This window comes from Faecalicatena contorta (genome assembly GCF_001404335.1).
Taxonomy (GTDB): domain Bacteria; phylum Bacillota; class Clostridia; order Lachnospirales; family Lachnospiraceae; genus Faecalicatena; species Faecalicatena contortus_B.
The window spans coordinates 129,209-142,494 of sequence record NZ_CYZU01000002.1 but is presented as its reverse complement, the minus strand read 5'-3'; the positions used below and the strand labels follow the sequence as shown (position 1 = coordinate 142,494).

The window sequence follows — 13,286 nt, the reverse complement described above, 5'->3', positions numbered from 1 at the left end:
CCTGCCGGTCTATAATCAGACGCCGGTCGGTGTAAAGCGGAACATCCCGGAAGGGAAAATGTCTGGCAGAGCTGTTTACATGTTGGTAAATGGCAGGCTCTGCTGTTCGTATTCGGTGTCTTTTTTCAGTGGGCCGGGAACTTTTCTGAGAATCAGCTCCGTCTGATCATCGTCAAACAGCCAGGCGTCCAGCTCCTGCCTGTCAAGGACCAGCGGCATCCGGTTGTGTACGCTCTTCATAGAATCGTTGGCCTCTGTTGTCAGGATCACAAAGCGGGGGCCTTCCTCATATTCCTTATAGAACCCGGCCAGAAAGCAGATGCTGCCGTCCGGGTTCTGAAAGGTATATTTTTCTTTTTCGGAATTCCATTCATAAAATCCAGTGGCGGGTACGGCACACCTCCTGGTACGTACACTGTCTTTAAACGTTCTTTTTTCCATAGCAGTCTCGGCCCGGGCATTGATAATCAGGCTTTTACTGCCGAATCCGGGGAATCCCCAGGTAAACAGCTCCTCTGCAAATTCATTGTGATGCCCGGTAATGACGGGGGCTGTCTCGTCGTCAATATAATAACGTCCGCACATGTCTCAAACTCCTCTCAGATGTTATACAGGCCCCCGCTTTCTGGTTGCAGTATCCTGGAAGCAGAAATAATCGGGGCGGTGCCTGGACTGGGTAAACTCAAACATGATACCGTCAGAATTAAATGTCTGGCCGCTGATAACTGCAAGGCAGTTATAATCGTTCAGTTCCAGATACTTTTCGTCGATTTCGGTAGCACGCTCCACGGTCATCTTTCTCTTACTGGTTACAATAGCCATTCCCAGTTCATTTTCAATATATTCATAAATGGATTTTTCCGCGATTTTTTTTGTAAGCCCCGGCACAAGAGATTTGAGAAACATATTAATATCCAGGATCAGTGCCTTATCCTCCAAATAACGGACCCGCTGAATATAATACAGCTCGCTTCCCACGGCAAAGCCTGTATTTGCCGATACTCGGGCATCGGCCGTGATTTCTGTGAACTGAATGACTTTCGTGGAAGTCTTCCGGTGGTTTCTCTCTGCGGATTCCTTAAAACTTTCGATCCCCCCCAGCGTAAAATCAGCCTGATCCACCGGCTGATAGATTACGCGGACTCCCTTTCCGTGCAGGGACTGTACATAGCCCTGCTCTGCCAGTTCCAGGACGGCACGCCGGATTGTGTTCCGGGAACTGCTGTATATGTCCACCATTGTATTTTCAGAGGGCAGCAGCTCCTGATAAGGGTATTCACCGTTTTCTATTTTTTGTTTCAGATCCTTGTATATGGATTCAAATTTTGCTTTTGGCATGGTATATTTTCCTTTATATTGGCATACTTGTTTAAACATCTAATTTTATTATAATTCATAGGACAGAGATGTCAAGTCTTTGTGAGGGAAGGTTGGTGTTTATCTGCGGAGAGAAAATAACAACAATAATTATATTTTATCATATAATAATAATAAATAATTTTTTATTATAGTAAATTAATGGTAAGATAAATAGGAATGTGATACCGGAGTTACTGGTCAGACCGAACAGTAAAATTTCTGGAACGAAACAGTTCAGGCAAGTCTAAATGGTTACTCTGGGACAACAATGAAAAGGAGGCTTTCAGAATGGATTATGTACTTAATACCGCTCAGGCCGATGAGGTTCTGTGCGCACTCAAAAAGGACTACTGCGTTTATGCCCCGAAGCGTTTCCTGAAAGAAGGGCGTTTTTCGGATACCGACATTATCCGCTATGACCAGGTGGATCATGTCAGCGAGATTGTATGGGATGCAAAGTCAGATTATCCTGCAAAGGAGGTAATCAATCCAATCCAGGAGACAATTCTTTATTTCACGGAAGACGAGTACCGTGAGAGTAAAGGACCTAAAAAACCAATTCTGATACTTGCCCATCCCTGTGATATCAATGCACAGCATATTCAGGCAAAGATTTTTGCTGGCAACGGAGGGTATGAGGATTTCTATTATCAGCGTGTCAGAGAGCGGGTTAAGTTCGCCATGATGGAGTGTAATGGGGGAGACGATACTTGTTTCTGTGTTTCAATGGGAACGAACCGGACGGATGACTACTCACTGGCGCTTAAGTTTTCAGAAGAAGGGCTGAAGGTTCATGTGACGGATGAGAGTTTCCAGCATTATTTTGAAGGGATGCCTGACACCAGCTATACACCGGTATTCGTAGAGGAGAATGAACTGAAGGTCAGGATTCCTGATCTGTCGGATAAAGAGGTGCGTAAGGCACTTAAAAAACATCCGATGTGGAAGGAATTCGATGGAAGATGCACATCCTGCGGCAGCTGTACGGTGGCATGTTCTACCTGTACCTGCTTTACGACACGGGATATTCTCTATGGGGATAATCCGGAAGTGGGAGAGCGCCGCCGGGTGACTGCTTCCTGCCAGGTGGAAGGGTTTGACCAGATGGCAGGGCAGAGAGAGATGCGCAGTACTGCGGCGGACAGGATGCGCTTCAAGGTCTTACATAAGTTTTATGATTATAAGGCGCGGTTTGGGGATTCCCACATGTGCGTTGGCTGCGGCCGGTGTACACACCGCTGTCCGGAAATGATATCGATTAGTGCAACTGTTAACAAAATGAATCATGCGGTGGAGGAGATTAAAGCCGGCATGGAACAGTAAAGGAGGGACTGTTATGATGAATCCTGTTATGCCAAAACCGTGCACAATTCTGGATGTGCACAAAGAAAGCGAGCATGAGTGGACTTTCAGAGTCGCTTCTGATGTCTGTCCGGCTCATGGCCAGTTTATGCAGTTGTCTATCCCAAAGATTGGTGAGGCTCCAATCTCTGTTTCGGCACAGGGCGAGGGATGGCTGGAGTTTACGATCCGTTCAGTAGGGAAAGTGACGGACTGTATCTTTTCAAAGGAGCCGGGAGATATACTGTTCTTACGCGGACCTTATGGAAAAGGGTGGCCTGTCGATGAATTTGCCGGGAAACATATAATCGTTATTACAGGGGGAACGGGCTTGGCACCGGTGCGCTCTATGCTCCGCAGTTTTGCAGAGAAGCCGGAATATGTGAAGAGCGTGCATCTTATTTCTGGCTTTAAGAATGAGGAAGGAATCATTTTCAGCGGGGATCTGGCGAAGTGGAAGGAGCAGTTTGTTACGACCTATGCGCTGGATACCGACAAGAAGGAAGGCTGGAGGACCGGCTTTGTAACAGAATTTGTAAAAGAGATCCCATTTGACGAATTTCAGGGAAATTATGCAGTAATTGTAGTAGGACCGCCGCCGATGATGAAATTCACCGGGCTTGAACTTATGAAATACAACGTAGATCCGGAGAAGGTCTGGATGAGTTTTGAGCGGAAGATGTCATGTGCCATCGGAAAATGCGGGCACTGCAGGATTGATGAGGTCTATGTCTGTACAGACGGACCTGTGTTCCCCTATACAATAGCACGTGATTTGGTGGATTGAGAAAGGAGTGTAAATGGTATGAATCAGGATATTAATATCAAAAAACTGCGGATTAACTGCTTTCGCCAGTCCAAAGTCCCCGGACAGTTTATGCTGCAGATGAGGGTTCCGGGAGGATTCATTGATTCCTCCTATCTTTCAGTGATTGAGCATATTGCAAAGACTTGGGGCGATGGGAACTTCCATTTTGGAACAAGGCAGACGTTCGATATAACCGGTATTCCTTATGAGAATGTTCCGGCCGTGAATGCTTATTTGGAAGATTATATCAAAGAGGTGGATGCCCAGCTTTGCCAGGTAGATATGGACACAGTATCGCATGAACCTCAGGAATGGGATCCAAAGAGCGGATACCCGACAATCGGTGCACGGAATATTACGGCATGTATCGGGAATTACCACTGTATCTGTGGAAACTGCAATACATATGAACTGGCGAGGAAGATAGAGCCTATCATTTTCCCAAGCCATTATCACATTAAGATTAATATTGCGGGATGCCCGAATGACTGTAATAAGGCACATTTGTGTGACTTCGGAATCATCGGGGTGGCGCGTATGGTTTATCACCCTGAACGCTGCATTGGCTGCGGCGCCTGTGCACGCACATGTGAAAAGGCATCTACCAGAGTGCTGAAACTCAATGAAGATACCGGAAAGATCGAGAAGGATGCCTGCTGCTGCATTGGCTGCGGCGAGTGCGTCAGAGCATGTCCAACCAGTGCATGGACCAGAGAACCCACGAAGTATTACCGCGTAATCTTAGGCGGCAGGACAGGACGCCAGACTCCGCGTACCGGTAAAATGTTTCTGAATTGGGCAACAGAGGATGTAGTTCTTTCCGTTCTCCGCAACTGGCAGAAGTTCTCTGCATGGGTTATGGACTATAAGCCGGAATATCTTCATGGCGGCCATCTGATTGACCGTGCGGGTTATAAGAAGTTCAAAGAGATCATTCTGGATGGGGTGGAGTTGAATCCGCAGTGTCTTGTGGCAGAAGATATTTTCTGGGATGAGACAGAATACCGTTCGAACTTTAATGTGAAGCCGCTGGGAATGCATCAGACGGCGGGGCCGGCTGAGTAAAACTTTATAGAGTTTATGGGGCAGCAGTACTGACGGATTAACGTAGTGCGGCTGCCTTTCTTTAAGTACATTATATTGACTTTTTAGTTAATCCTCTTTGAACTGGAACGTGTCATCACCTTTCACTAATCAAATTTTTAATGAAATCTATTCGCTTTTTTACATTTGTTCGACTAATTTTTGCATTCAAACAAGAATCATATCCATGGAAAGTACCATGCGTTTCGTTTAAAATGACGCTTGTACCCATTAATTTCAATTTATTTGCATATGCAATTCCTTCGTCATGGAGGCAGTCATATTCGGCGGTTTCTATATAAGTTTTAGGTACCTTGCCCGGTAATTCATTATCCAGCGGAGAAGCTTTTATTCGCTCCTGTTCATTTTTCCCTTTCAAATAATACTTCCACATCTTTTGATTATTAACAGCATTCCAAAGAGGCGTGTCCACATATACTTTCATTGATTCTGAAGATAGTGTAGCATCTGTAACCGGATAAATCAGCATATGCCCGCAAGGTGGTACTAATTGCTCTTTTTCGCAGATGTTTATAAGACAAGCTGCTATAGCTGCACCTGCACTATCGCCGGCGATTCCCAAGGTGTCCCGCCATCCATTCCATAGATATTATAAAATAACTCTTGACTTGTTTAAACAAGTGTGGTATAAAATGATTAAAGAACTTGTTTGAACAAGTTGGACAACGACAGGGCAGGCAGTGAATAAACAGACACGTAAAAGCAAAATCTAACAGATGTTAAGATTAGGAGGAAGAGTAATGGGCAGATATGCAGAAGACGCAAAAGAGCTTTTGGAACTGGTCGGTGGAAAGAAGAATATCGCCGCGGTTTCTCATTGTATGACGAGGATGCGGTTTGTTTTGAACGATCCGTCTGCAGCGGATGTGAAAAAAATCGAAGCCATGAAGGTTGTAAAGGGCAGTTTCACACAGGCGGGACAGTTCCAGGTCATTATTGGGAACACAGTGGCGGATTTTTACAATGATTTTGTTGCTACTGCCGGAATTGAAGGAGTATCCAAGGACGCTGTGAAGCAGGCTGCCAAGAGCAATCAGAATCTCCTGCAGCGCGCAGTGGCGGCGATAGCAGAGATCTTCGCGCCTCTGATACCGGCGATTATTGTAGGAGGTCTGATTCTGGGATTCCGTAACTGCATCGACAGCCTCTACCTATTTGAAAACGGAACCAAGACACTGTGCGATATTAGCCAGTTCTGGTCCGGGATAGACAGTTTTCTCTGGTTGATCGGCGAGGCGGTATTCCATATGCTGCCGGTGGGAATCTGCTGGTCAGTGACCAAAAAGATGGGTACGACTCAGATGCTGGGAATTGTTCTTGGTCTGACACTGGTTTCAGGGCAGCTTCTGAATGCCTACTCCGTAGCGTCCACGGCAGCGGCAGACATTCCGTTCTGGGATTTTGGCTTTTTCAAGGTAAACATGATCGGATATCAGGCACAGGTGATACCGGCGATTCTGGCGGCTTTTACTCTTGTATACCTGGAAAAATTCTTTCGGAAGATTACGCCGCAGGTGATTTCCATGATTGTAGTACCATTCTGCAGCCTGCTCCTGGCAGTAATCGCAGCACATTTTATTCTGGGGCCGGTCGGCTGGCAGATAGGTTCTGCTATATCGAGTGTCGTATATGCAGGAATTACAGGTTCGTTCAAAATCGTATTCGGGGCGGTCTTTGGATTTGTCTATGCGCCGCTTGTTATTACCGGGCTTCACCATATGACGAATGCCATTGATCTGCAGCTTATTGCGGATTACACCGGAACCATGCTGTGGCCGATGATCGCACTCTCTAATATTGCACAGGGCTCCGCAGTACTTGGGATGATCTTTCTGCAGAGAAAGAACGCGGAGGCACAGGAAGTGAATGTACCGGCATGTATCTCTTGTTATCTGGGTGTAACAGAGCCGGCGATCTTCGGTGTTAACTTGAAATATCTGTTCCCATTTGTATGCGGGATGATAGGTTCCGCCTGCGCGGCAGTTGTCTGTGTGGCTACCGGAACGACGGCAAATGCCATCGGTGTCGGTGGAATCCCCGGAATCCTTTCCGTCAAGCCGCAATATATGCTCTCCTTTGCTGTGTGCATGGTGATTGCGATTGTAGTGCCTTTTGTACTGACCATAATTGCAGGAAAGAAAAAGGGCGTGGCATCAGCCGGAAACAAAGAAGATTCCCCGGAAGTAATGGGAGAAGAGAAAGGGCCTCTTAATTGTGTACAGGCGGAGGAGATACTGGGGGAAGATGTTGATTCAGAAGCACAGCTCACAGAGAAATTCCCGAAAAAAGCACACGCAGAAATGGAACTGAAGGCATTTTTAGACGGAAAAGTCATTTCTTTAAAAGAAGTGGGAGACGGCGTATTCTCAGAGGGAATCATGGGCGACGGCCTTGCCATTCTCCCGGAAAGCGAAACGCTCTGCGCACCGGCTGACGCAAAAGTGACGGTACTCATGGAGGATTCCCGCCATGCCTGCGGCCTGACGCTGGACAACGGCATGGAAGTGCTTCTTCATATAGGAATCGATACGGTGGATATGCAGGGTGATGGATTTGAATATCTGGTAAAAGAAGGCGAGGATGTTATGACAGGAACCCCTCTTATCAGATTCAGCAGGGAGAAGATAAAAGCTGCAGGCCATCCGGACGTGACGGTTTGCATCATTACCGGAGAAGGGGATGCAAAAGAGATTCAGTATCATACGGGCGGCCGGGCGGCAACAGGCGAAACGGCAGTTGTAACCTATTGGAATACGGAGGCATGAAACATGGCAGACTTTAAAAATAAAACAGTGTACCAGATTTATCCCAAATCTTTCAGAGATTCGAACCAGGACGGAGTTGGCGACCTGCGCGGAGTCCTGGAAAAGCTGGATTATCTGCAGGAACTGGGCGTAGATTATCTCTGGCTGACACCATTTTTTGTGTCGCCTCAGAATGACAATGGCTATGATGTGGCGGATTATCGGAACATCGATCCGCTGTTCGGAACAATGGAAGATCTTGAGGAACTGATTGCCGGGGCTGACAGACGGGGGATTGGCCTGATGCTGGATATGGTATTCAATCATACTTCCACAGAGCACGAGTGGTTTCAAAAGGCGCTGATGGGCGATGCGGAGTATATGGATTATTATATTTTCAAAGCTGGGTCTCCGGAGAAAGCGCCGTCGAACTGGGTGTCCAAATTCGGCGGCCCCGCATGGGAATATGTGCCTCATCTTGAAAAATGGTACCTTCATCTGTTCGATGTAACACAGGCGGATCTGAACTGGGAGAACCCGAAAGTGAGAGAGGAACTGAAAGAAGTCATCCGTTTCTGGAAGGAAAAAGGCATCAAAGGGTTCCGGTTCGACGTTGTAAATCTCATATCTAAGCCGGAAATATTCGAGGATGATTCACAAGGGGACGGAAGAAGATTCTATACGGATGGCAGGCACGTGCATGAGTTTCTAAAGGAACTGGTACATGATACCGGGATTGAGGATATGGTAACCGTCGGAGAGATGTCTTCCACATCACTGGATAACTGCATTCGTTATTCTAATCCGGAAGAAAAAGAGCTTTCTATGTGCTTTAACTTTCACCATTTGAAAGTAGATTACAAAAACGGAAATAAGTGGGAGTTAATGGATCCGGATATAAGGGCATTGAAATGTCTTTTTGAAGAATGGCAGACCGGAATGCAGAAAGCAGGAGGCTGGAACGCGGTATTCTGGTGCAATCACGATCAGCCGAGAATCGTATCCCGATTCGGAGACGATAAAAAGTACTGGAAGGAATCCGCCAAAATGCTGGCTGCGGCTATTCATCTGATGCGCGGTACCCCATACATTTACCAGGGAGAGGAATTGGGAATGACCAATGCAGGATACCGGGATATTTCCCAGTACCGGGATGTGGAAAGCCTGAATTATTATGAAATCCTGCTGTCTCAGGGAAAGACTCCCGGAGAGGCATTGGATATCCTCTCCGCGCGTTCCCGGGATAATGGGCGCACCCCTATGCAGTGGACTGCTGGAGAAAATGCAGGTTTCTCAGAGGCGTCACCGTGGATCGGCCTGCCGGAAAATTATAAAACCATAAATGCAGAATCGGAGGCGGCAGACGAGGATTCGATCCTCAGTTTCTACAAAGCATTAATTCGTCTTAGAAAAGAAAACCCGGTAATAGCCGAAGGGGAGATAGAATTTTTGCATCAGGAAAACCCGGATGTACTGGCGTACAAAAGATCACTTGGGGGAGAAGAAATGCTTGTGCTGTGCAACTTCAAAGACAGAGAAGTGGTGCTGGAGGAGCTTTCGCAAGAGGGGTATCATAAAATCCTGGGGAATTATAAAGATTGTGCACCATCCCTGCGGCCATACGAAGCTGTGGTATTTGGAAGGGGTGTAAAGTGAGGCGGAAATGTTTGGAATTCTGACAAAATTTGAAAGGGTACTTGAAAAATTCAAGTACCCAATGTATAATTTACTTAGAAGTAATCAAAAGACTTTGGTTCGTCTGATGATTGCGCTTCGGATACCATAGTAATTTATAGTTACCAGCTATCCTCTATTGCCGTAGAGGATAGCTGGTTTTTGTTCTGATGGTTATCTATGTAAGCAAGTGCTGCAAAAATTACCAGCACTAATGTCAATACTTCAAGTGTATTCATGCTTCATCCCTTCTGCTCAAAATTTCCCGCCTTGACTTTCCCCTTGGGGCAAGGTGTAAGATTAGGGTAGATTTTCTACATACCAAGAGGAGGAAAACGGATGCTAACGATTGGAGAGTTTTCAAAAATATGCAAGGTGTCCACGAAGACACTGCGCTACTATGCAGAGAAAGGGCTGCTCCTGCCCAATGAGGTGAACCCGGAGACCGGTTACAGATATTATTCCATTGACCAGCTGGAAACGATGTTATTGATTAACCGGCTGAAGTCTTATCAATTTTCTTTGGAGGAGATCGGCGAGATTCTTCGATCTGAGGAAGAACAGGAGGCGAAGCTTTATATTGCGCTCAGCAGGAAGGCGAAAGAGATCGGGAATCAGAGCAGAAAACTGAATGAGACGCTGGAACAGCTAAGTAGTGATATTTCAAATCTGAAGGCAGGTAAATCAATGATGTCCTACTTAGAGACGATTGATGTTCAGCTTACAGAAGTGCCGTTGATGTATCTTTTGTCAATCCGGAAAATGGTGAACGAACAAGAATTTTCCGAAGCATATGGGAGCTGCTATCACAAATTGTTCCGGAAGATTGAGGCGGATCGACTGACTGTATCCGCGCCGCCTATGGTACTTTTCCACAGTGCGGAATATAGTCCTTTTGGGTTAGATACTGAATTTGCCATACCGGTGAAAGAATACGCGACCGGCACCAGGGATTTTTGTCCGGGATTGTGCCTGAAAACGGTTCTTCACGGCTCATATTCCAATCTGCCTTCTGTGTATACAAAACAGCGCGAATGGGCGGAAAAAGAAGGGTATGAGAGCAGCAATGCTCTGTATGAAGTGTATGTAACGGATCCATCCCAGGTTTCGAATGAAAGCGAACTTATTACGGAAGTATACTATCCGGTAAAAAGAAAAGCAGCAGAGAGGAGCGTTTAAATGAATCTGGAACGAGTGGCAGAGCTTGAGAAGACAATTAAAAATGAGTATAGCAATACGGCAGGAATCGTAGTACTAAAAGAAGGACAGATCCGGTATGAAAACTACTTTAACGGATGTACCGCGCAGAGCCGTCTTCATGTTTACTCCGTGACAAAAAGCATCATTTCCATATTAATCGGGATTGCCATAGAGAAGGGATGCATTCAAAGTGTCAGCCAGAAGGTACTGGACTTTTTCCCCGACTATACAGTGAAGAAACGAGAAAAAACAATTCAGAATATAACGCTTGAAAATCTGCTGACAATGACAGCACCCTATAAATATAGGTTCGCTCCCTATGTCAAGTATTTTACAAGTGATGATTGGGTGTCATTTGGTCTGGACTATCTGGGAGGACGGGGAAACATAGGCGATTTTAGATATGCGCCTCTCATAGGTCCTGATATTCTAACAGGGATTCTCATGAAAACAACGGGACAAACCGTGTTGGATTTCGCCAGGGAGAATTTATTCGGACCGCTTGGCATTACCGTGGAGCGCAGTATCACTTTCCAAAGCAAAGAAGAACAACTCGCATTTAATAAGGCCACGGACATCAGCGGATGGGTATCCGATCCGGCCGGAGTAAATTCCGCCGGATGGGGACTGACCCTTTCGCCTGCAGACATGGCAAAAATAGGACAGCTTTACCTGGACAGAGGGATCTGGGCCGGAAAACAGATCGTTTCCAGGGCGTGGGTAGAAGAAAGCACAAAGGAACACAGCCGCTGGAAAGGCGAGAACCTGCCCTATGGGTATTTATGGTGGCTGGTGGATGAAAAAGGAAAGGGGTATGCAGCAATGGGCGATGGGGGGAATGTCATTTATGTCAATGCGGAAAAGAAAATGGTTGTAGCTATAGCCTCTATGTTTACGCCTAAGGCGAAAGATAGGATAGAATTTATTAAAAAGGATATAGAACCGATATTCGGAGTGGAATCCGGTGAATAGCGGCAGGTTAGTCCGGCGGTTTTACCCTTTTGGCCTTCCGGTACTCGGAGGGTGACATTCCGGTTTCCAGCTGAAAGGATTTATAAAAATAAGAATGATACTGATAGCCCAGATATATCAGTATTTCAGAAACAGACATGTCAGTATTCACTAAAAGATTTTTTGCTTTCTCCATTTTCAGGGCATGCACATATTGGGCATAGTTCAAGCCGGTATTTTTTTTGATCAGTCTGCCGTAATAATCAGCCTGGTAATGAAAGTGGTCACAGAGTTTTTCCAGGCTGATATCGGCTATGTGGCTGTCAATATATCTGGCGACAGCCTGAAATAGTTTATTCCCCTGAAGTCGTTTGGAAAAGGTATAGATATCGGTAGTATCGGAGCGTTCGAAAGCATTCAAAATTCTCAATGTATGTATCTGGGCGATTCTTTCATATCCGGGTTTGGTCGATTCCATTTCACGGAAGATACAATCAAGGTTCTCTTCGATATCTTTCGCCGGTTCGGGAGCTGCATGGAGCTTCAAATAACTTACATCACTCTTGGCTGTGCCTTTGATAAGAAAAAAATTGCGGATGCTTTTATTGGTCAAGTGGTTCAGAAAATAGGAATCCAGCATTTTACTTGTGATACAGCAGTAAAAAGCAATTCCTTCACTTTTGGAGCGAATGTCCAGATGGGCGCACTGGGTATCAAAAATACAGATATCATGTTCGGTTAAATGAATGGTCTGGTTTTCGATCTGCGTGGTTCGTGTGCCTTTGTATACATAGATCATCTCAAAATAATCATGTCTGTGAAGATTGTCGTCTTCGTTATTATTTTCCAGGAGATAGGTTTTTTGTGATACCGGCAGAGGGCATGGGGAGTATGTAGACAAAACATACCCATTCTCCTGCGTTGGTATACAGTATTCTACTGTCATAAAATAGTCATAGGGAATCTGCAGAACCTTATCGATGTATCCCTCAGAGCTGTAGGGCTGCCAGGTGTGGGCCTTTTGTGTAAATGAGAGATGCTCTGCCGCATAATTCTTCAGGTTCTTTTGTTCTTCCCGTTTGAATACTTGTTCAATGTATTCTAAAATCTGTTTCATGAGTCGTTCCTCCAATACGATTGGAATCCCTATGTTTACTCGTATTTTAGCAATTCCATAAAGAAAAATCAATGATAAGTCGGATAAAAGTCATTACATTTATGGCAAAGTCGGATTATGCAAATTGTAGAGTTGAGAAATAAAACTTAAGATGAACCTGTGATTAATAGTTGTTGAAAAAGGAGGAAATCAACATGAGTAAACAAAAGACAGGTTCATTGCCAATGTGGAAAAAGATTGCCTATGGACTAGGAAATGCAGGGGGCGGCTTTACCTGGGGAACCATCACCACATTTTTATTACTTTATTGTACGAATGTGATTGGGGTCAGCGCCGCGATTATCGGTACGCTTCTTATGTTTGCAAAGGTATTTGATGGTATTACAGATATCTTTATGGGCAGGATCATTGACCTTACAAAGTCTAAGATGGGAAAAACAAGGTTTTGGTATTTATTGAGCTGTATTCCAATGGGAGTCTGTATGTTCCTGATTTTTAATGTCCCGGGATCGCTGGGGGAAGGGGCAAAAAGTGCATGGATTTTTATTTTCTACCTGCTGATCAGTGCTGTTTTTTATACAATGAATCAGGTTGCCTATAATATGATGCTTGCCCGTGTAACAAAGGATCAGCATGACCAGGTTACGATGAGCGGCGCGGCAATGTTGAGCGGAACCATAGGAAGTGTGGTGGTAGCATCCGTTACATCCGGCCTGGTCGAGGCATTTGGAGGAGGGCAGCAGGGATGGAGAATGATTGCTCTGATCTATGCGGTTGTTGGCGTTGGGATCCTGTTAATCCCGTTTTTCACACTAAAAGAACTGCCGGAAGAAGAATTCGATTCCTCTGTCAGGGAGAGCGATACCGAAGCACCGGCAAAAACAGCAACGATTTCATTCCTGAGGCTTCCAGCGAATTTGAGACAGCATTCTTAAACAGAAAGGACTGGCAGGCGAAATGGGTAAAATCGCCGCTTCCGATCATAGAA

Annotated in this window: 12 protein-coding genes; 8 read left to right on the top strand and 4 right to left on the bottom strand. The window is 45.6% G+C overall.

Features of this window, described 5'->3' with window-relative positions; genetic code table 11:
* Positions 1-75: 75 nt before the first annotated feature.
* Positions 76-585: an SOS response-associated peptidase gene (locus tag ARB69_RS01925; RefSeq protein WP_083486987.1), complete on the bottom strand. Its 510-nt coding sequence runs from the start codon at positions 583-585 to the stop codon at positions 76-78.
* A gap of 21 nt (positions 586-606) precedes the next feature.
* Entirely contained in the window at positions 607-1,338 is a 732-nt protein-coding gene (gene treR / locus ARB69_RS01920) for a trehalose operon repressor (RefSeq protein ID WP_050639718.1), read from the bottom strand.
* Positions 1,339-1,647: 309 nt separating this feature from the next.
* Between treR and asrA the strand changes: the two genes are divergently transcribed.
* The 3 genes from asrA to asrC are packed head-to-tail and all read left to right on the top strand — an operon-like array spanning position 1,648 to position 4,573.
* Entirely contained in the window at positions 1,648-2,682 is a 1,035-nt protein-coding gene (gene asrA / locus ARB69_RS01915) for an anaerobic sulfite reductase subunit AsrA (RefSeq protein ID WP_055150427.1), read from the top strand.
* Positions 2,683-2,695: 13 nt separating this feature from the next.
* Positions 2,696-3,487 carry an anaerobic sulfite reductase subunit AsrB gene (asrB, locus tag ARB69_RS01910; protein ID WP_050639720.1) on the top strand — a complete coding sequence of 264 codons (792 nt, stop codon included), beginning with the start codon at positions 2,696-2,698 and terminating at the stop codon, positions 3,485-3,487.
* A gap of 18 nt (positions 3,488-3,505) precedes the next feature.
* Positions 3,506-4,573, top strand: coding sequence for a sulfite reductase subunit C (gene asrC / locus ARB69_RS01905; protein ID WP_050639721.1), 1,068 nt, complete (start codon positions 3,506-3,508; stop codon positions 4,571-4,573).
* Positions 4,574-4,688: 115 nt separating this feature from the next.
* On the opposite strand, the gene ARB69_RS01900 is transcribed toward asrC, so the two are convergent.
* Positions 4,689-5,174 (bottom strand): alpha/beta hydrolase fold domain-containing protein, encoded by a 486-nt coding sequence (locus ARB69_RS01900; RefSeq protein ID WP_055150424.1) that lies wholly within the window; start codon positions 5,172-5,174, stop codon positions 4,689-4,691.
* Positions 5,175-5,352: 178 nt separating this feature from the next.
* Between ARB69_RS01900 and treP the strand changes: the two genes are divergently transcribed.
* The 4 genes from treP to ARB69_RS01880 all read left to right on the top strand — a co-directional run bounded on the left by treP (position 5,353) and on the right by ARB69_RS01880 (position 11,202).
* On the top strand, positions 5,353-7,377 hold the full coding sequence (treP, locus tag ARB69_RS01895; protein ID WP_055150421.1) for a PTS system trehalose-specific EIIBC component: 2,025 nt from the start codon (positions 5,353-5,355) through the stop codon (positions 7,375-7,377).
* A 3-nt stretch (positions 7,378-7,380) separates the two neighbouring features.
* Complete coding sequence (treC, locus tag ARB69_RS01890) at positions 7,381-9,012, top strand: alpha,alpha-phosphotrehalase (protein WP_055150418.1); 1,632 nt, start codon at positions 7,381-7,383, stop codon at positions 9,010-9,012.
* A gap of 357 nt (positions 9,013-9,369) precedes the next feature.
* Complete coding sequence (locus ARB69_RS01885; protein ID WP_055150415.1) at positions 9,370-10,209, top strand: MerR family transcriptional regulator; 840 nt, start codon at positions 9,370-9,372, stop codon at positions 10,207-10,209.
* A complete protein-coding gene (locus ARB69_RS01880) occupies positions 10,210-11,202 on the top strand; it encodes a serine hydrolase domain-containing protein (protein ID WP_055150412.1) in 993 nt (330 codons plus the stop codon).
* A gap of 7 nt (positions 11,203-11,209) precedes the next feature.
* Here ARB69_RS01880 and ARB69_RS01875 read toward each other — a convergent pair whose 3' ends face one another.
* Positions 11,210-12,298, bottom strand: coding sequence for an AraC family transcriptional regulator (locus ARB69_RS01875; RefSeq protein ID WP_055150409.1), 1,089 nt, complete (start codon positions 12,296-12,298; stop codon positions 11,210-11,212).
* Positions 12,299-12,492: 194 nt separating this feature from the next.
* Between ARB69_RS01875 and ARB69_RS27540 the strand changes: the two genes are divergently transcribed.
* The gene (locus tag ARB69_RS27540; RefSeq protein ID WP_055150406.1) at positions 12,493-13,233 is read left to right on the top strand and encodes an MFS transporter; all 741 of its coding nucleotides are present in this window, start codon (positions 12,493-12,495) and stop codon (positions 13,231-13,233) included.
* Positions 13,234-13,286 lie beyond the last annotated feature (53 nt).

Excerpts from the sequence above, each read along its gene's own strand:
- treP (WP_055150421.1), top strand. The coding sequence starts at position 5,353 with ATGGGCAGATATGCAGAAGACGCAAAAGAGCTTTTGGAACTGGTCGGT.
- ARB69_RS01885 (WP_055150415.1), top strand. The coding sequence starts at position 9,370 with ATGCTAACGATTGGAGAGTTTTCAAAAATATGCAAGGTGTCCACGAAG.
- asrB (WP_050639720.1), top strand. The coding sequence starts at position 2,696 with ATGATGAATCCTGTTATGCCAAAACCGTGCACAATTCTGGATGTGCAC.
- asrC (WP_050639721.1), top strand. The coding sequence starts at position 3,506 with ATGAATCAGGATATTAATATCAAAAAACTGCGGATTAACTGCTTTCGC.
- asrA (WP_055150427.1), top strand. The coding sequence starts at position 1,648 with ATGGATTATGTACTTAATACCGCTCAGGCCGATGAGGTTCTGTGCGCA.
- treR (WP_050639718.1), bottom strand. The coding sequence starts at position 1,338 with ATGCCAAAAGCAAAATTTGAATCCATATACAAGGATCTGAAACAAAAA.
- treC (WP_055150418.1), top strand. The coding sequence starts at position 7,381 with ATGGCAGACTTTAAAAATAAAACAGTGTACCAGATTTATCCCAAATCT.
- ARB69_RS01880 (WP_055150412.1), top strand. The coding sequence starts at position 10,210 with ATGAATCTGGAACGAGTGGCAGAGCTTGAGAAGACAATTAAAAATGAG.
- ARB69_RS27540 (WP_055150406.1), top strand. The coding sequence starts at position 12,493 with ATGAGTAAACAAAAGACAGGTTCATTGCCAATGTGGAAAAAGATTGCC.
- ARB69_RS01875 (WP_055150409.1), bottom strand. The coding sequence starts at position 12,298 with ATGAAACAGATTTTAGAATACATTGAACAAGTATTCAAACGGGAAGAA.
- ARB69_RS01925 (WP_083486987.1), bottom strand. The coding sequence starts at position 585 with ATGTGCGGACGTTATTATATTGACGACGAGACAGCCCCCGTCATTACC.